This is a genomic window from Saccharopolyspora elongata (assembly GCF_004348985.1).
Classification (GTDB): domain Bacteria; phylum Actinomycetota; class Actinomycetes; order Mycobacteriales; family Pseudonocardiaceae; genus Saccharopolyspora; species Saccharopolyspora elongata.
Genome location: NZ_SMKW01000058.1, coordinates 1 through 17946 on the forward strand (window position 1 = coordinate 1; position 17946 = coordinate 17946).

The 17946-nt window shown below is 70.0% G+C and carries 18 protein-coding genes; 9 read left to right on the plus strand and 9 right to left on the minus strand.

The features are described from left to right. Positions 1–28 precede the first annotated feature (28 nt). The gene (locus E1288_RS32415; protein WP_132492063.1) at positions 29–1420 is read right to left on the minus strand and encodes an IS1380 family transposase; all 1392 of its coding nucleotides are present in this window, start codon (positions 1418–1420) and stop codon (positions 29–31) included. Positions 1421–1583: 163 nt separating this feature from the next. Here E1288_RS32415 and E1288_RS32420 point away from each other — a divergent pair, with 163 nt between their 5' ends. The 4 genes from E1288_RS32420 to E1288_RS50165 are packed head-to-tail and all read left to right on the plus strand — an operon-like array spanning position 1584 to position 5262. Then, positions 1584–2021, plus strand: a complete 438-nt coding sequence (locus E1288_RS32420) for an SRPBCC family protein (RefSeq protein ID WP_132492065.1) — start codon at positions 1584–1586, stop codon at positions 2019–2021. A 50-nt stretch (positions 2022–2071) separates the two neighbouring features. Beyond that, positions 2072–3025, plus strand: coding sequence for an NAD-dependent epimerase/dehydratase family protein (locus tag E1288_RS32425; RefSeq protein WP_165968379.1), 954 nt, complete (start codon positions 2072–2074; stop codon positions 3023–3025). After that, positions 3022–4443: a phospholipid carrier-dependent glycosyltransferase gene (locus E1288_RS50160; RefSeq protein ID WP_328592515.1), complete on the plus strand. Its 1422-nt coding sequence runs from the start codon at positions 3022–3024 to the stop codon at positions 4441–4443. The genes E1288_RS32425 and E1288_RS50160 overlap by 4 nt, the downstream gene beginning before the upstream one ends. Positions 4444–4446: 3 nt before the next feature. Next, complete coding sequence (locus E1288_RS50165) at positions 4447–5262, plus strand: glycosyltransferase family 2 protein (protein WP_328592516.1); 816 nt, start codon at positions 4447–4449, stop codon at positions 5260–5262. Here E1288_RS50165 and E1288_RS32435 read toward each other — a convergent pair. Beyond that, on the minus strand, positions 5169–5636 hold the full coding sequence (locus E1288_RS32435; protein WP_132492067.1) for a GtrA family protein: 468 nt from the start codon (positions 5634–5636) through the stop codon (positions 5169–5171). The two genes, E1288_RS50165 and E1288_RS32435, sit on opposite strands and share 94 nt — an antisense overlap. Before the next feature lie 165 nt (positions 5637–5801). Between E1288_RS32435 and E1288_RS32440 the strand changes: the two genes are divergently transcribed. Further along, on the plus strand, positions 5802–6971 hold the full coding sequence (locus E1288_RS32440) for an NAD-dependent epimerase/dehydratase family protein (protein WP_132492069.1): 1170 nt from the start codon (positions 5802–5804) through the stop codon (positions 6969–6971). A gap of 275 nt (positions 6972–7246) precedes the next feature. Here E1288_RS32440 and E1288_RS32445 read toward each other — a convergent pair whose 3' ends face one another. Next, the gene (locus tag E1288_RS32445) at positions 7247–8152 is read right to left on the minus strand and encodes a sulfite exporter TauE/SafE family protein (RefSeq protein WP_132492071.1); all 906 of its coding nucleotides are present in this window, start codon (positions 8150–8152) and stop codon (positions 7247–7249) included. A gap of 759 nt (positions 8153–8911) precedes the next feature. Here E1288_RS32445 and E1288_RS32450 point away from each other — a divergent pair. Beyond that, a complete protein-coding gene (locus E1288_RS32450) occupies positions 8912–9676 on the plus strand; it encodes a M23 family metallopeptidase (RefSeq protein ID WP_132492073.1) in 765 nt (254 codons plus the stop codon). A 74-nt stretch (positions 9677–9750) separates the two neighbouring features. Here the strand turns inward: E1288_RS32450 and E1288_RS32455 are convergent, their stop codons facing one another. The 4 genes from E1288_RS32455 to E1288_RS32470 form a co-directional block, all read right to left on the minus strand. Continuing rightward, a complete protein-coding gene (locus E1288_RS32455) occupies positions 9751–10569 on the minus strand; it encodes a SigB/SigF/SigG family RNA polymerase sigma factor (RefSeq protein ID WP_132492075.1) in 819 nt (272 codons plus the stop codon). Then, positions 10566–11006, minus strand: coding sequence for an ATP-binding protein (locus E1288_RS32460; RefSeq protein WP_132492077.1), 441 nt, complete (start codon positions 11004–11006; stop codon positions 10566–10568). The genes E1288_RS32455 and E1288_RS32460 overlap by 4 nt, the downstream gene beginning before the upstream one ends. Before the next feature lie 94 nt (positions 11007–11100). Next, positions 11101–11727 (minus strand): vitamin K epoxide reductase family protein, encoded by a 627-nt coding sequence (locus E1288_RS32465; protein ID WP_132492079.1) that lies wholly within the window; start codon positions 11725–11727, stop codon positions 11101–11103. Then, the gene (locus E1288_RS32470) at positions 11724–12470 is read right to left on the minus strand and encodes a DsbA family protein (protein ID WP_132492081.1); all 747 of its coding nucleotides are present in this window, start codon (positions 12468–12470) and stop codon (positions 11724–11726) included. The genes E1288_RS32465 and E1288_RS32470 overlap by 4 nt, the downstream gene beginning before the upstream one ends. A 178-nt stretch (positions 12471–12648) precedes the next feature. Here E1288_RS32470 and ligD point away from each other — a divergent pair, with 178 nt between their 5' ends. Further along, a complete protein-coding gene (ligD, locus tag E1288_RS32475; protein ID WP_132492083.1) occupies positions 12649–13644 on the plus strand; it encodes a non-homologous end-joining DNA ligase in 996 nt (331 codons plus the stop codon). 247 nt (positions 13645–13891) lie between these two features. Here the strand turns inward: ligD and E1288_RS32480 are convergent, their stop codons facing one another. Next, complete coding sequence (locus tag E1288_RS32480) at positions 13892–14611, minus strand: GntR family transcriptional regulator (protein ID WP_235883953.1); 720 nt, start codon at positions 14609–14611, stop codon at positions 13892–13894. Positions 14612–14709: 98 nt separating this feature from the next. On the opposite strand from E1288_RS32480, the gene E1288_RS32485 reads away from it, so the two are divergent. Together E1288_RS32485 and E1288_RS32490 are read left to right on the plus strand one after the other, a co-directional pair. Next, positions 14710–15558 (plus strand): acyl-CoA thioesterase, encoded by an 849-nt coding sequence (locus tag E1288_RS32485; RefSeq protein WP_132492087.1) that lies wholly within the window; start codon positions 14710–14712, stop codon positions 15556–15558. A 35-nt stretch (positions 15559–15593) separates the two neighbouring features. Next, on the plus strand, positions 15594–16802 hold the full coding sequence (locus E1288_RS32490; protein WP_132492089.1) for a PucR family transcriptional regulator: 1209 nt from the start codon (positions 15594–15596) through the stop codon (positions 16800–16802). Here the strand turns inward: E1288_RS32490 and E1288_RS32495 are convergent. After that, the gene (locus tag E1288_RS32495) at positions 16799–17833 is read right to left on the minus strand and encodes an Lrp/AsnC family transcriptional regulator (protein ID WP_132492091.1); all 1035 of its coding nucleotides are present in this window, start codon (positions 17831–17833) and stop codon (positions 16799–16801) included. The two genes, E1288_RS32490 and E1288_RS32495, sit on opposite strands and share 4 nt — an antisense overlap. Positions 17834–17946 lie beyond the last annotated feature (113 nt).

Genomic DNA, 17946 nt, shown 5'->3' on the forward strand with positions numbered 1-17946 from the left:
GGGCCCGTGTGGGCGGTGTTGGTGCTGGTCAGGCTGCTGTTGGTGGTGATGAGGCGGCGGCGTGCAGGGTGGTGAAGTGCTGGGCCCAGGGCCAGTGGGCGGGCAGGTGTAGGACGGGTTTGCCTTGAGGGCGGGCCAGCCGGGCGGGAACTGTGATCAGGTGCCGGCGGAGGGTGGACCCTCGGGCTTTGGCGTGGAACCGGCTGGTCAGACAGCCTGCGGCACGGAGCAGGTTGTGGGTGATCGCAGCACAGATGGCCCAGGCGGCGTTGGCGTTGAAACACCCGGATGGCAGGTGGGCCAGGGGGCCGTCGATGAGGTCGGCGAAAGTGGTTTCGATGATCGCGTGCTGCCGGTGTGTCACATCGGCGTCCACTGTGGATAGTGTGGTGTTGGTGAGGAACGCGTGGTGCCGCCAGACCGGAAACAGTGCGTCAGCATGGTTTTTGTCCTTCACGCGCCGGACGATCAGTCGGGCGGTGATCTCGTGTTGGGTGCCGGCGAAGGCGGTGTAGGTGGTTTCGGCGACCTCGGCATCGGAGATCCATTCACCGGTGTCGGGATCCTGGACGGCATCGGGATACTCAACTGGGGTCCAGGCGTCGGCGTCGATGGTGGCGATCGCGGCCCGGATCGCCGCGTTGTTGACCACGGTGATGGAGAACCAGGCCCCGGCGGTGCACGCGGCGGTGACCACCGCACCGGCGTAGTAGGCCGAATCCGCCCGCACCCACAGCCTCCCCGTGGCCCCGGCCGCCTTCGCGGTGGTCAACGCTTGGGTCAGCAGGCTGGCCGCGCCCCGGCCCGAGCCCGCCGACCCGGACCGGAGCCGCATCCCGGCGATCACCGGCGCGGCGATCGGCGTGGACAGCGTGGCCACCAGCGGCGACAGTCCACGCAGTCGCACCGGGTAGCCACCGACCTTGGTGTGCCCGAACCGCGCACCCTGTTTCTTCTTGCCATACACCCGACGCAGCAGCGAATCAATGTCCACAAAGGTCAGCGCGTCCGCGCCATCCAGTATCGGTGTCCGCTCGGCGAGACTGACCAGCAAACGGCGTGCCGCCGAGGCCAACTGCAGGGCGTGACCGTGGGTGAACGCCCGCAGGAACGATCCCAGCGTCGACGGCGCATACACCCCGTCGAACAGGCGCTTCATCCCGCCGTGGCGGATCACGTCAAGATCGTCGATGCTGTCCGCGCCCGCGGCCATCCCCGCGATAACCGAGGCGATCTTGCCCGCAGGATTTACTCCGGTCGACGCGATCGGCGGGTCCGTGATCTTCACCGCGTCGCTGACCAGGTCCGATAACCCGGCCTGCTCGGCCAGCGCCATCACCGGCACCAGCCCCGAGCACGACACGAGATTCTCATCATCGAACCGGGCCGCCGCCCGCGACCACCTGTGCGACAATCTCACCGAAAGTGCCTCCCGATCCATGCGACATCAGTGCTTCAGCAACTCTGATCATCGCAGGTCAGGAGGCACCTTCACTCATTAAACGTTGCTATCCAAGAACAATTCCTCGGTGCATCCAGGCTAAGCGGCTGCGCCGCTTACAAACAAGGACTGGGAGGATCTGGTGGCGAAGTCCTACACGAGCGCGGTGGTCGAGGCGTCTGCCGAGCAGGTGTGGCAGGTGGTGCGCGACTTCGACGGCTTGCCGCAGTGGCACCCCGCGATCGAACGCAGCGAGATCGAGGGCGGCGGCGTCGCCGACGCGGTGGGTTGCGTCCGGCACCTGACGCTCCCCGACGGCGGCGTGGTCCGGGAACGGCTGGTGTCGCTGGACGACGTCGAGCGCAGCTACACCTACGACTTCGTGGAAAGCCCGTTCCCGGTGCGCAGCTACCGCTCCACGATCCGGGTCGCGCCGATCACCGACACCGGGCACAGCTTCGTCGAGTGGTATTCGCACTGGGACGCCGACGCCGCCGACGAGGAGCAGATGGACAAGACCTTCGCGCACGGCGTCTACCGGACCGGGCTGAACGGGCTCCGGGAATTCCTGGCCCAGTAGTGGGAAGGGTGTGAACCGGGGCGAATTCGGCGGCGGTTAGAGTCGGGCGCGTGCCAAGCAGCGCCACTACTCCCGAAGCAGACACTGCCCAGGCCGATCGCGTCGTCGTGACCGGTGGCACCGGTTTCGTCGGTAGAGCCGTGGTTCGTGCCTTCCTGGAGCGCGGCACGCCGGTCACCACCGTCGGCCTGCAGGACCCACCCGCCGAGTTGCGCAGCGAGCTGCTGACCCACGTCGACGGCGATCTGCGGGATCCGGCGGTGCGGGAGGCGGCGGTCCCGGCCGGCACGGCGGGGATCGTCCACCTGGCCGCGATCACCTCGGTGCTCCGCTCGGTGGACCAGCCCGCCGAGACCTACGCCAGCAACGTCGCGGTCACCCAGGAACTCCTGGAACTGGCGCGGATTCGCGGCATCGGGCGGTTCCTGCTCGCCTCCACCAACGCGGTGGTCGGCGACATCGGCCACGGCACCATCTCCGAGGCGCTGCCGCTGCGCCCGCTCACGCCCTACGGCGCCACCAAGGCGGCGTGCGAGATGCTCCTCTCCGGCTACGCCGGGGCGTACGGGCTGGCCACCTGCGCGCTGCGCTTCACCAACATCTACGGGCCGGGCATGGGGCACAAGGACAGCTTCATCCCACGGCTGATGCGCGCGGCCGCCGCCGGCAATGGCGTCGAGGTGTACGGCGACGGCTCGCAGTCGCGGGACTTCGTGCACGTCGACGACGTCGTGCAGGGCGTGCTCGCCGCGTGGGACAAGCAGTACACCGGCACCGTGGTGATCGGCTCGGGTCGCTCGATCTCGGTGCTGGAGCTCATCGACGCGGTCCGCACGGCCACCGGCGAGGACGTGCCGGTCACCCACGTGCCGGCCAAGAACGGCGAGATGCCCGCGGTGATCGTGGACGTGTCCAAGGCGCAGCGGGAGCTCGGCTACCGCCCGAGCGTCGAGCTCACCGAGGGTCTGCGCACGGTCTGGGCGGACTTCCGCGGGGCGCGATGAGCGCGGCGCTCGCGCGCGCCCTCCGCCGGCACTGGTTGCTGGCGCTGTTCCTGCTCGCCGGGCTGACCCTGCGCATCGTCGTGCAGCTGGCCTACCGGCCCGCGCTGCTCTACATCGACTCGTTCCGCTACCTCGACGACGTCGGGGCGTTCTTCCCGGGCGGCATCAACCCGATCGGTTACGAGCTGTTCCTCTGGCCGCTGCTGGCGATCGGCGGCCTGACCTGCGTGGTCGTGGTGCAGCACCTGCTCGGCCTCGGGCTCGGCCTCGGGATCTACGCGCTGCTGCGGCGTTTCGGGGCCCGGACGTGGCTCGCGGCGCTGGCCGCCGCGCCCGTGCTGCTGGACGCCTACCAGCTGCAGATCGAGCAGAACATCATGTCCGATCTGCTGTTCCAGGTGCTGCTGCTGGTCGCGATCTACGTGCTGACCTGGTGGGGCGCGCCCGGACCGAGGCTCGCAGCGCTGGCCGGGATCGTGCTCGCCGCGGCGGTGATGGTGCGCGTCGTGGGCGTGACGCTGGTGGTTCCCGCCGCGGTGTTCGTGCTGCTGGCCACCGGTCGGCGGCCGCGGGAGGGCTGGCCGCGGCGGCTGATCGCGGCTGGCGCGCTCGTCGGCGGGTTCGCGGCCGGCGTGTTCGGCTACTCGCTGTACCACCTGACGTGGACGGGTTCGCTGGGCCTCGGCGGCTCCGGGGGCGGTGCGCTGTACGGCCGTGCCGCGGCGGTCGCCGAGTGCGAGGACCTGGACCTGACGGTCGAGGAGAAGCTCGTCTGCCCGAACGAGCCGCTGGAACGCCGCGCCGCCAACGGGATCGACTTCTACATCCACTTCTGGAACGTCCCGGAGAACGTCGAGAAGTTCCTGCCTGCGGACATGGACGTCGCCGCCGCGCAGGGCTCGCTCACCCGCAAGGTCCTGCTGCACCAGCCGCTGGACGTGCTCGGCGGGATGGCCGGCGACTTCCTCAAGGGATTCGCCCCGACCCGCACCCAGACCCCCGGTGACGTGCCGCTGGACCGCTGGCAGTTCCAGCCGGTCTACCCGATGTACGCCCCCGACTGGTACGTCGCGGAGTGGACGGAGCTCTACGGCGACGGCACGTACTCGGTCGACCCGGCGCTGGCCGGATTCCTGCGCGCCTACCAGCTCGGCGGCGGTTACACGCCGGGCATCGTGCTGGGCGGCGCGCTGGTGGTCGCGGCGCTCGCGGTGCTCGGCGTCGGCCGGGCCCGCGGCTCCGGGCTGCGGGCGGTGTGCCTGCTGCCCGCCGGATTGGCGATCACCGTGCTGGGCACCGCCGCGGCGATGGAGTTCTCCTGGCGCTACCAGTTGCCCGGCTTGATCCTGATCCCGCTCGCGGGTGCGCTCGGCGTGACCGCCCTGATCGCGCGCCCCGAACCCCCGAAGGAGAGTTGACCAATGCCCACGACCTTCCCGAGCGAGGTGGACCGGGCGGCGCTGGAGGACTACGCCGCGCGCTACGGCGACCAGCCGTTAGCGCCGGTGGTCGTGCTGATCGCCGCCTACAACGAGGAGGAGTCCCTCGGCGAGGTGCTCGACGGGATCCCGGCCTACAGCTGCGACCTGGACGTGGACAAGCTGGTGGTGGTCGACGGCGCGACCGACGACACCGCCAAGATCGCGCTGAAGCACGGCGCGCAGACCTGCGTCGTCCCCACCAACCGCGGGCAGGGCGCCGCGCTGCGGCTCGGCTACCACCTGGCGGCCGAGCGCGGGGCGCGCTACATCGTCACCACCGACGCCGACGGCCAGTACGACATCGCGGAGCTGCCCAAGCTGCTGCGCCCGCTGATCGACGACCGCGCCGACTTCGTCACGGGATCCCGCCGGCTGGGCAGCAACGAGCGGCCGGCGCTGGTCCGCCGCGTCGGCACCTACGTGTTCGCCTGGCTGGTCACCGCGCTGACCGGGCAGCACATCACGGACACGTCGTTCGGGTTCCGCGGCATGCGGGCCGAGGTGCCCAACTCGGTGACCCTGGAGCAGCCGCAGTACCAGTCGTCCGAGCTGCTCGTCGGCGTGCTGAGCCGCGGCTACCGGGTGCTGGAGCAGCCGATGCGGATGTTGCCGCGCACGGCCGGAGTGAGCAAGAAGGGCGGCAGCTTCCGCTACGGCTACCGCTACGCGCGGGTCGTGCTCGGCACCTGGTGGCGGGAACGCCGGAACACCAACCGGTCGATCAGGAAGAACTTGACCACGAACATCACCGCGTAGGTCGCGACGAACGCGCCCCACACGACGGCGACCTGCCCGGCCCGAGCGTCCGGGAACAGCACGGTCGCCAGCGACTCGGCGTTGTGCGTGGCGAGCGCGGCCAGCAGCGCCGTGCCCACCGAGATCGCGCCGTAGCGCAGGATCTCGCCGCGCAGCGCGGCCCGCCCGCCGCCGCCCCAGGTCCGCCGGTTGAGCACGAAGTTCGGGATCGCGCCGGACAGCCAGGCCAGCACGGTCGACACCACCGGCGTGGCGCCGAGCGAGTAGGACAGCAGGAAGACCAGTTGGCTGATCCCGGTGGCCACCACCGACGCGGCCGCGAAGCGGCTGAGCAGCCGCCAGTACCGGCTCCTGGTGCTGGTCTGCTGCGCCATGCGGTCTCCGTTCCGGTGCGATTCGGCCAGGTCGCACCATACCGAGTCCGGTCGCAGCGGATTCTCAGTGCGGGGCAAGGAAAAGGGGAGTCGGTCATGGAATGGTCACGAGATGAGACCATGCCCGGTGTTTGTATCCAACGGGTGAACTGGAGGAGTTAAGGCGTGCGAATCCTCGTCCTCGGAGGGGACGGCTACCTCGGTTGGCCGACCGCTCTGCACTTGTCCGACCGCGGTCACGAGGTCGCGGTCGCGGACAACTACGCCCGCCGGGGCTACGACCACGAGCTGGGCGTGGACAGCCTCGTGCCGATCGAGCCCATGCAGGTCCGCCTCGATGCCTGGCGCGAGGTCTCCGGGAAGTCGATCAAGTCCTACTACGGGGACCTGGTCGACGGCGAGTTCACCGAGGCGATGATCGCGGACTTCCGGCCGGACGCCGTCGTGCACTTCGCCGAACAGCGGGCCGCGCCGTACTCGATGATCGACCGCAGGCACGCGGTCTACACCCAGCAGAACAACGTGATCGGCAACCTCAACGTGCTGTTCGCGATCCAGCAGGTCGACCCGGACATCCACCTGGTCAAGCTGGGCACGATGGGCGAGTACGGCACGCCGAACATCGACATCGAGGAAGGCTGGCTGGAGGTCACCCACAACGGGCGGACCGACCGGATGCTGTACCCGAAGAAGCCCGGCTCGTTCTACCACCTGAGCAAGGTGCACGACAGCCACAACATCGAGTTCGCGTGCCGGGTCTGGGGCCTGCGCGCCACCGATCTCAACCAGGGTGTCGTCTACGGCCAGGAGACGCCGCAGACCGCGCGCGACGCCCGGCTGGCGACCAGGTTCGACTACGACGCGATCTTCGGCACGGTGCTCAACCGGTTCGTCATCCAGGCCGTGCTCGGCCACCCGCTGACGGTGTACGGCACCGGCGGCCAGACCCGCGGCCTGATCGACATCCGCGACACCGTCGAATGCATCCGGCTGGCCGCGGAGAACCCGGCCGACCGCGGTGAGTTCCGGGTGTTCAACCAGATGACCGAGAAGTACTCGGTGGGGGAGATCGCCAAGATCGTGGCCAACGGCTACGAGGGGCCGGTCGAGATCGAGTACCTGGACAACCCGCGGGTCGAGCAGGGCGAGCACCACTACAACGTCCGGCACACCGGCCTGGTCGAGCTGGGGCTGGAGCCGCACCTGCTGTCGAACACGCTCATCGAGTCGCTGTTCCGGGTGGCGGACAAGCACAAGGAGCGGGTCGACGTCGCCGCCATGCGGCCGACCGTCAACTGGCGCCACGCCGCGAATCCGCTGCGTGCGGATCGCTGAACGAAGGGTGCTGCAACTGCGCCCACGACTGCGCCGCGTGGCGGCTGGAATATACCAACGGGGCCGGGCAGACTTGGGCACTAACGCCGCGGTCGCCGCCGTCGATCGCGGCCGGTAACGGGGAGCGGTGCCCCGGGCGCGGAGCGTGACTTCGCACCCGGGGCGCCTACCGTGTGTCGGGGGGCTTCCACACGGTCTACCGAACAGTAACTCGTTCGGTTGATCTCGGCGATACGGCACGTGGGTAAACCTTCACCGTCCGAAGGTGGATCGGGTCAGTGCCCGACCGGCTCGGCCGCCTGCTCGTCAACCTCGATCGTCGACCGCCGCTCCGCCCGGATCACGCGGACCGTGTACGCCAGCGCCGCGACCCAGGCCACGACGATCACCGCGTAGATGATGGTCGGCGACGGGGCGGGCAGCTCGAAGTTCTTGATCAGCGTCCGGGCGTTGGTCAGCACGATCAGCCCGCCGGCGCCGACCCCGATCAGCCGCATCGGCACGATGCGCACCAGGTAGGCCGCCAGCGGCGCGGCGAGCACGCCGCCCAGCAGCAGCGCGCCGACCGTGGTCCAGGACAGCTCCTGGTGCGACAGCGAGGTCAGGAAGCCCAGGCTCGCCGCGGCGGCGATGAGGAACTCGCTGGTGTCGACGGAACCGATCACCTTGCGCGGCTCGACCTTGCCGGTGCTCAGCAGCGTCGGCGTCGCCACCGGGCCCCAGCCGCCGCCACCGGTGGCGTCCACGAACCCGGCCACCAGGCCGAGCGGGGCCAGCAGCTTCGGGCTGACGCCGGTGAGCTGGCGGCGCCGCAGCGGGCGGATCGCGAACCGCAGCAGCACGTAGAGGCCGAGCGCGAGCAGGATCGTGGACATCCACGGCTCGGCGGCTTCGGTGGAGAGGTTGCTCAGCGCGGTGGCGCCGAGGAACGCGCCGATGGCTCCCGGCACGCCGAGGGTGAGCACCACCTTCCAGTCCACGTTGCCGAACTTCCAGTGCGCCAGGCCGGAGGCGACCGAGGTGCCGAGCTCGGCGAGGTGCACCGATGCCGACGCCAGGGCCGGCGTCAGGCCGGCGGTGAGCAAGATCGTCGTGGACGTCACCCCGTAGGCCATGCCGAGTGAGCCGTCGACCAGCTGCGCGACGAAACCGCCGATGGCGAAGATCAGGAATGCTTGCACGATGTCTCCGTAGGTGCGTGCGTGAGTACCGGGGTGGGCGCGCGACGGGCCGCGATGCGGCGCTGCGCAGCCGGGTGAGATCCGGTTCGGGGTGGGGCGATGAGGCGGCGGGCGGGTCTACCGCGCGCACCGACACCCTGCGGAGGTGACGCGGAGCAGGTCGACGTGGAGGCGCTGCACGAGCAGCCGCCACTGATCACCGGGCGTCATGCGGGACAGTGAAACAGATCCCGCGATCGAGCGGCACTGCTCTCAAACTGCGGGAAGGTTGCGGCGCGGTTTCGCGCTTCGTGTGCCGAAGGCCACTTTCGGGGCCGATTGATCTTGTCGATCGGGTGATCGCGGCAGTTCAGGTGCCGGCGCGGCACGGTGTCCTTTGTGGACTCGGTGGGGCGGGTGCCGGGGTGGTGTTGCGGTCAGCCGGGCATGATCGTTTCATTCTGGACCAGCGGAAACGATCGGCGTCTTGATCGTTTCGAGTGGAGCGCCCGGCGGACTCGGCCGAACTGGTGATCTCCGGGTCGGCCGTTATCGGATGGTCATCTTCATGAACCACTCAGAGTTACTGATCGGGTGGGGTTAGTGCCGGTATTTACCGCCAAAAGGGTCAACGGTTGCGCCTCTTGATAACCCTCAGCTACGTTCGCGGCTCGTACGTCACGGTTCGGTCACAGGGCATGCCTCATCCCCCGAAGAGGCGGCCACCCCGCAATCCCCCGGCGGGGCAGCGACCGGATCCCCCCGAGACGGAAGGTGAAGATGGGCAAGCACCGCAAGGAGGACGGCCATCCCCCGAAGGCCGCCCTCCCGGTTCGCAACAAGGTCGTCGCGGCCGTCGTCGCCGGCGGTGCCTTCGCCGCGGTGGGGCAGCCGCTGGCCGCCAACGCCGATTCCGAGGTCGACCAACCCGTGCAGCGGCTCGTCGGTTCGAAGAACCTGAGCCTCGCGGTCACCGGGACCACCGAGAGCCCCGCCGCGGTCCGGCTGCTCGCCGCCGAGTCCCCGATCGACTCGGCCGAGGAGGGCGAGAAGATCGACAAGAGCGAGGCGATCGAGCAGGAGCGCGAGGCCGCCCGCGCGGAGGCCGAGCGGGTCGCCGCCGAGGCCAAGCGAGCCGAGGAGGAGCGGCAGCGGAAGGCGCGCAGCTTCGTCAAGCCGGCCGAAGGCACCTTCACCTCCGGCTTCGGCGCCCGCTGGGGCACCAGCCACCGGGGCATCGACATCGCCAACAGCATCGGCACCCCGATCCGCTCGGTGGCCGCGGGCAAGGTCATCGAGGCCGGCCCGGCCAGCGGCTTCGGCCAGTGGATCCGGGTGCAGCACAACGACGGCACGATCACCGTCTACGGGCACATCAACACCATCGACGTCAGCGTCGGCGAGCAGGTCGATGCCGGTGACAAGATCGCCACGATGGGCAACCGCGGCCAGTCCACCGGCCCGCACCTGCACTTCGAGGTCCACGAGGACGGCACCAAGATCAACCCGCTGCCCTGGCTCAAAGAGCGCGGCATCTCGCTGTAAAGCGACCCTGAGCAGCCGCCCGGGACCCGAATCCCCCGACGGGTCCCGGGCGGCTTTCCCATTTCCGGGCCCGGCTACTGCTCGGCGGCGGTTTCGGCCGGTTGGTCTTCCTCCAGGCGTTGCCGGAGGAAGCCGAGCGTTCGCGCCAGCAGGCGGGAGACGTGCATCTGCGAGATGCCGATCTGCTCGGCGATCTGCGTCTGGGTCATGCCGCGGAAGAAGCGCATCACCAGGATGCGGCGCTCCCGGTCCGGTAGGTCCTGCAGGAGCGGCCGGACCATCTCGCGGTTCTCCACCTCGGCCAGTTCGGCGTCGTCGGAGCCGATGGCGTCGCCGAGCGGGATCTCGTCGGTGTCGGTCAGCAGCTCGTCGAGCGAGGCGCTGCGGTAGGCGTTGCCCGCCTCCAGGCCGCGGTAGACGTCGTCGGTGCCGATCCCGAGGTGCTTCGCCAGCTCGCTCGGCGTCGGCGCGCGGCCCAGCTCCTGCGACAGCCGGGCGATCGCCGCCGACACCGACAGGTGCAGCTCCTGCAGCCGGCGCGGCATCCGCACCGCCCAGCCGGTGTCCCGGAAGTGCCTGCGCACCTCGCCCATGATCGTCGGCACCGCGTAGGACAGGAAGTCCACGCCGCGCTCCGGGTCGAAGCGGTCCACCGCGTTGATCAGTCCCAGCGTGGCTACCTGGGTGAGGTCCTCCTGCGACTCGCCGCGATGACTGAAGCGGCGGGCGATGTGCTCGGCCACCGGCAGGTGCTCGGTCACCAGCGTTTCGCGGAGCGCGCTACGGCGCGGGTCCTCCTTGTCCAGCTTCGCGAGCTCGCGGAACAGCGGCGCCAGCCGGTCGTAGCGCTCGTTGCGCGAGTGTGCCGTCGGCTTGGAGTCCGCTCGTTTCACACGTGGGCCGTCCGTCCCTTGGTCAACTCGATCCGCACCAGGTGGCTGCCGTTGGCAGCCGGATCCGACTCGACCGAGGTTGACACAACGTCGGCCAACGCGCTCAGCACGCGCCAGCTGAAGGTGTCCTTGCGGGGCCCGAACGCATCGTCGCTGATGACCTCGGCGGTGACCGACAGCCGGTCGCCGGCGAGGCGGAACCGGCAGACGAGGGTCGCGGCCGGGGCGGCCAGCCGGACCAGCGACGAGCACGCTTCGTCCACGGCCAACCGCAGGTCGGCGATGGTGTCGACGTCGTAGTCGGCGCGCATCGCGAGATCACCGACGACGGCCCGCATGACCGCCAGCTGGGCGGGCTCGGCCGCGATGCGGACCTCGACCAGATTCGCCGCGGCTATCTCCGGCTCGACGTGCGCGAGCTCGCGTTCCACGCTCATCCCGGGCCACCTCGTCTCGGTCGGTGCGGCGCACACCTCACTCACAGTCACCTGGTACCCGAGGCCCGGACCGAACAAACGGACGGCCCGCCGGTTACACCAGGGTGGTCCAGTAGTCCCAGAACCGCTGCAGGATCAGGACCACGATGACCAGATACCACACCGCGAGCACCACGCTGTGGAACCGGCGCAGCGCCGCGCCGATGGATTTGCCGCCGAAGTTGCCCGCCTCGAGGTTGTGCAGCGTCGTGTACCAGAACAGCGGGATGGTCACGACCCACACGACCATGCAGTACGGGCACAGCGCGCCGATCTCGTAGAGGCTCTGCACCACCAGCCAGTGGATGAAGCCGAGCGCCAGCGTGGTGCCGAGCTGCATGCCCAGCCAGAACCAGCGCGGCGGCCGGAACCCGGCCAGCACCGCGACCCCGGCGGTGACCACCACCGGGAACGACGCCACCCCGATCAGCGGGTTCGGGAAGCCGAGCACCGCCGCCTGGGCGCTGTCCATCACCGAACCGCACGAGATGATCGGGTTGATGCTGCAGGTCGGCACGTAGCCGGGGTTCGCCAGCTTCTGCAGCTTCTCCAGGATCAGCGCGAACGATCCTACGAAGCCGGTGAGGCCGCCCACGACGTACAGCCAGCCCAGGCCGCTCGGCGCGCCGCCAGGCTGCGATCGCTCGGCGGGGGCCGGCGCGACGGCGTGGGCGGTGGTCACTTCGCGAGCTCCTTGTCGACCTCGCCGCGGAAGGCGTCGTTGAGCTGCTGGAAGGTCTGGACGTCGCCCGCGTCGAACTCCTTGCCGTTGATGAAGATCGTCGGCGTGCCCTGCACCCCGGCCTTCTCGCCGTCGGCGACGTCGGCGTCGATCTTGGCGTTGACCTGCGGCGAGTTCATGTCCTGGTGGAACTTGTTCAGGTCGAGGCCGAGCTGCTGGGCGTACTGGTCGAACAGCCCGCGCGCCTTGGCCTCGTCGGTGCTGATGTTCTGGCCGTCGGCCGCCACCGCCCACGCGTCGTAGTTGTCGTAGAGGGCGTGGTACATCTCCTTGTACTTGCCCTGCACCCCCGCGGCCTCGGCGGCCTGCGCGGCCGGCCTCGCCAGCGGGTGCATGCCGAGCGGGAAGTTGCGGGCGATGAAGGTGATCTTGCCCGCGTAGTCCTTCTCGACCTGCTTGGTCAGCCCCGAGTAGTACGAGCGGCAGCCCGGGCACTGGTAGTCGAGGAACTCGACCACGGTGACCTTGTTGTCCGGCGCGGAGGTCAGCACGTTGCTGTCGGGCTTGCGCAGGATCTCGGCCGCCACCGCGGGACCGCTGGACGCGTTGTCCTCCGAACCGCCGCGGCTGAACAGCAGCACGCCTCCGATCACCACGACGGCGACGACTACCACCACGATGGTGAGGATGACGTTCGTGGACAGCCCGCTCTTCGCGGTCACGGGATTCTTGTTCTTCGACATCTCGTGCTTTTCACCTTCGGCGGTCGGGCCCGCTGGTATTGCGGGTGAGGACGGCGCGTCCAGTTTCGCGCATTAACCCGATTGGGAACTCTCGCGGGGTCCAACTCACAGGTCGTTCACAGCTGCCTCTCAGCCGAACCGGTTTGCGCCGACGAATTCGGCGGGTATTCCGCAAACGATGAACGACCCACTGCGCCTCCTGGACGATGCCGAACGCGGCCTGCTGAGGTCCTGGCCCGGCGGGACCTGGCACGAGCCGACTCTGGCGACCCTGACCCACCACCGGTTCTCCGATCCGGACTGGATCTTCGAGCGCAAGCTCGACGGGGCGCGGGTGATCGCCGGATGCGACGGCGACCGGCCGGTGCTGTGGTCGCGCAACCACAAGCGCGTCGACGCCTCCTACCCGGAGATCATCGACGCGCTCACCGCGCAGGGCGCCGACCGGTTCGTGCTGGACGGCGAGATGGTCGCCTTCGAGGGCGACCGGACGAGCTTCGCGCGGCTGCAGAAGCGCCTCAACCTCACCGATCCGCGGGCGGCCCGCCGCACCGGCGTCGCGGTCCACTACTACGTGTTCGACCTGATCGCCTTCGGCGGCATCGACCTGACGAGGCTGTCGCTGCGCTCCCGGAAGCGGCTGCTGCGCGAGTGCTTCGACTTCGCCGACCCGTTGCGGTTCAGCGCGCACCGCGCGGGCGACGGCGAGGCGTTCTTCCGCGAAGCGTGCCGCCGCGGCTGGGAGGGCCTGATCGCCAAGCGCGCCGACCGGTCCTACCACGGCGGGCGCAGCCGCGACTGGCTGAAGTTCAAGTGCGTCGCCGACCAGGAATTCGTCATCGGCGGCTACACCGACCCCAAGGGATCCCGGTTCGGTTTCGGAGCGTTGCTGGTCGGCTACTACCAGGAATCGCGGCTGCGCTACGCGGGCAAGGTCGGCACCGGCTACGACGAGCGGACACTGCGGGACCTGCGCGGCAGGCTGGACGAACTGGCCCGCGAGCGCTCGCCGTTCGTCGACCCGGTGGCCGAGCCCGGCGCGCACTGGGTGGCGCCGGAGCTGGTCGCGCAGGTCGGGTTCACCGAGTGGACCGGCGACGGGAAGCTGCGGCACCCGCGCTTTTCGGGGCTGCGCAACGACAAGCGCCCGCGGGACGTGGTCCGGGAGACCTAGTGGTCCAGGACGATCGTGGCCTGGTTCGCCGCCGGATTTACCTGTGTTTCCGATTGCGGGGGGCTCCACGTAGCGAGCAGAACGGTCGTCACGACCATCATCACCGTTCCGACAACCGACACGATTGTGCGGCTGTTGCTCTGCATGGCTGGTGCCCCCGGATTCTCGCGTAGGAACAGAAAAGGCGATTGCGGCGAACGCCACGTTTGGCGTCTCACCTGGGGTGTCGCCACGAGGGGGTTTAACGTTAGCGACCTTCGCCATGTTCCAGGTGTGATGCGGAACTCCCTGGTGGGGGTGGGTTTTCGGGAGCCTCGGACCACAAGCCCAGTTGCTGCAGGTGATGGATCAGTAACTGTCCGGTATGGGTGATGTGCTGGTGCATCGCGGCGCGGGCGCCTGCGGGGTCCCGGTGGCGCAGCGTGGTGAGCAGGTTCTGGTGGTCGGCCACCGCGATCTCCCGCCAGCCCGGCACGTCGGCGGTGGTGTTGCGCGGCGTGTAGCGCACCGCGATGCCGAGGAACCAGGCCAGCTTCGGCGACTCGGCGGCCCGGCAGATCACGGCGTGGAAGCGGGCCACCGGATCGCCCATGTCGAGCAGTGCGAACTGGCTCGCCATCTGGATTTCCTCCAGCAGGGCACCGAGTTCGGCGAGCCGCTCGGCGTCGATCTGGCGCGCGGCGCGGGCCGCGAGCTCGCCCGCGATGGTGGCCTGCAGCCGGTGCGCGTCCTCGAAGTCCTGCCTGCTCAGCGGCGCCACCGTGAACCCGCGGCGCGGTTCGAGGTCGACGAAGCCCTCGCCGCGCAGGGCCAGCAGCGCCTCCCGGACCGGTGTGACGCTGACGCCGAGCTGTTCGGCGAGCCGCTCCAGGTGCAGGTGATCGCCCTGCCGCAGCCGGCCCGTCATGATCCCTTCCCGCAGCCGGCCGGCCAGCTCGTCGGGAAGCCGGGGGGAGCGTGCGCGCATCGCAGCCTCGATCACCGCTCGGCCGCCCCTGATCCGCCGGTTGTGTCGCCTGTCACGTGCAACTTGATACCACCAGTTGTGCGTAGTTGATTCGGGTCATGGACGTACCCCGCTTGCAGGACCTGCTCGACCTGGCCGAGCCGGACGCCGACCGGTTCCTCGGTCGCACCCAGCCGATGCCGAAGCTCCGCCTGTTCGGCGGGCTGCTGCTCGCCCAGTCGATCGCCGCGGCGGGGCGCACGGTCGCCGACGACCGGCCGGTGCACTCGATGCACGCGCTGTTCGTCCGGCCCGCGGACCCGACCGACCTCGTCGAGTACACAGTGGACAGAATCCGGGACGGCGGGGCCACCTCGGCGCGGCGGGTGATCGCCCGCCAGGGCGGGGTCGAGGTGTTCACCGCGCTGGTCTCCTTCCAGCGCGGCCGCGACGGGGTGCGGCACCAGGCGGAATTCCCGCGGGCCACCGAGCCCGAGGAGCTGCTGCCGCTGCACGAGCGCTTCGCCGACTCCGACGTGCCGGTCCCGGACTGGTGGCGCAAGCCCCGCGCGATCGAGCTCCGCCACGTCGACGACCCGCCGTACCCGCCGCCGGTCGAGCCGAGCGACGCCTCCCGGCACCTGGTGTGGATGCGCGCCCCGGAGAAGCTGCCGGACGATCCGCTGCTGCACGCCTGCGCGCTGGCCTACGCCTCGGACATGACCTTGCTGGAGCCGGTGTTCCTGCTGCACGGCGTCGACCGGCACGCCAAGGGGCTGCAGCTGGCCAGTCTGGATCACGCGATGTGGTTCCACGAAGACCTCCGCGCCGACGAGTGGCTGCTCTACGACCAGGACTGCCCGGTTGCGGCGGGCGGTCGGGTGCTTGGACGCGGCAACGTCTTCGACCGTTCCGGCCGCCACGTGGCGACGGTCGCCCAGGAAGGACTACTGCGAATCGAGCGGTGAAGTGGGCTGGCAGGTGGCCGGTATCGTTCCTGGGTGTGGTAGCAGATCCTGCCGACTCCGCCGCCGAAGTCACCCACGCGCTGGCCCGGGCCCGCCTCGCCGACGTGCCCGCTCTCACCGAGCGGTTGATGGCCGCGATCTTCACCGACAACCCGGAGTGGACCGACTACAGCCCCGTTCCCAAGGAGGACCTCTGGGAGGGCTGCCGGCAGTACCTCGAACGCATCCTGCAGATCCTCAGCGGCGAGGTGTCCGGGCCGGACGGTGACGACGTGGCGGCCGCGATCGGCCGCCGCCGCGCCGAGCAGGGCGTGCCACTGGAGGTGATGCTGCGGACGTTCCGGCTGGGCGGCCGGATCGCCTGGGAGGCGCTGGTCGACCAGGCGCACCAGGACGGCGCCGACCCCGACTCGGTGCTGGGCGTCGCGACGTCGATCTGGACGGTCATCGACGGCCTGTCCTCGACGCTGTCGACGTCCTACCGCAACACCGAGCTGGAGCGGCTGCGCCGCGACGACCAGCGGCGCCACGCCATGGTCGAGGACCTGCTCGCGGGTCGCGCGCGCGACATCGCCTTCGCGCAGCGCACCGCGAAGGAGCTCGACCTGCCCACCGGCGGGCGGTACCTGGCGATCGTCGCCGACCTGACCAGCGACGGCGGCTTCGCGCTGCGCGGGCACCAGGACGCCTTGAGCGCCCTGCACTTCCGCTCCGTGTGGCAGGTGCGCGCCGATTCGCTGGTGGGCCTGGTGGCGCTGGAGCAGCGGAGCAAGGACCTCGCGCTGGACGCGCTGCGGCCGCTGGCGCGCGGCCGGGTCGCGGTGTCGCCGCCGGTGCGCGGGCTCGCGGAGGTGGGGCTCGCCCACCAGCTCGCGCTCACCACGCTGGGCACCTCGTCGTACGGCGCCGCGGAGCTGGTGACCCTGGAGGAGCGGTATCCGGAGGCGCTGCTGGTGCAGTCGCCGGACCTGGCGCAGCGGATGCTGGAGTCCCAGCTGGGCCCGATCCTGGAGCTGCCGGTCAAGGAACGCGACATGCTGCTGGACACCCTGGCGGCGTGGCTGGAGGAGAACTGCTCGACGGCCAACGCGGCGGTCCGCCTCCACTGCCACCGCAACACGGTCCTCAACCGCCTGCACCGCATCACGTCGCTGATCGGCCAGCCCCTCTACGGGCGCTCGGCGTACGTGTCGCTGTCGCTGGCGCTGTCCGCGCTGCGCCTCCGCGACGGCCTCCGCGACTAGGCGGCAGGCAGGGACTTCGGCGGCAGCCAGGGGTCGATCGGGACGCAGCCCGCGGCGTGGCCGTCCTCGTCCAGGAGCCGGCCCATCAGCTTCACCATGCGCAGCGTCACCGCCCGGTCCACGAGGTGGAGCTGGGGCAGGCGGTCGGCCAGCAGCGCTTCCAGGCGCGCCAGGTCGGCCACGGACTTCAGCCACAGCGTGAACAGCAGGTTGTGCGGGCCGGTGACCGATGAGCACATCCGCAGTTCGGGCAGGGCGCTCAGGCCCTGCACGACCTTGTCGAGCTCGCCGGGCGGGACGCTGGCCCAGAGGGTGGCGGCGATCGGCCAGCCGGTGAGGTTGCGGGCGATCTCGCACCGCAGCACGGCGTCGCCGTGGTGCGCCAGCCCGGCGATGCGGCGGCGGACGTTCGGTGCGCTCAGCCCGGTCTCGCGGGCCAGTTCGACCGCGGGTGCGCGGGCATCCCGGGACAGGGCGGTGATCAGCCGGTGGTCGTGCTCGTCGAGGTCGGCGCGTGGCTGGTCGGCGGCCGGCCGGACGAGCCGGCGCTGCTGGGCGGCGGTGAGGCTGCGCAGTCGCCACCGGGAGCCTTCGGTGAACACCCGGGTGCCCAGCGCGGCGCGGGTGCGGGCGACCCCGGGCAGCGCCGAGATGCGCTCGGACACCAGCTCCGACAGCGCGCCGAGGTCCTGGACCAGCACCATGATCAGCAGGTCCCGCCCACCCGCGAGGTGTTCGACGGTGGCCACCTGCGGGTAGGTCGCCAGCGTTCGGGCCACCTCCATCGCCCGGCCGGACTGCACGTCGATCTCGACGTAGGCCGTGAAGATCGCGTCGATCAGCCGGACGCCCGGGTAGCAGGTCGTCCAGGCCCGGCCGGTGCTGCGCAGCCGGTCCCAGCGCCGGGCCGCGGTCACCGCGTCCACGTCGAGCACCCGGCCCACCTCGGTCCACGAGGCGCGGGGTGCGATCTGCAGCGCGTGCAGGATCGAGCGGTCCAGCTCGTCCAGCGCCTTCTCCTTTTCCTGCATGAGCTTCCAGTCATCGTGCTTTTTCCTGCATTCTCGCGCAGGTTCCTTTCGGTGAACTACACCGGATCGCACTCTGCTCGGCACGAACACACCTCGGAGGTGAGTGTTGGCGC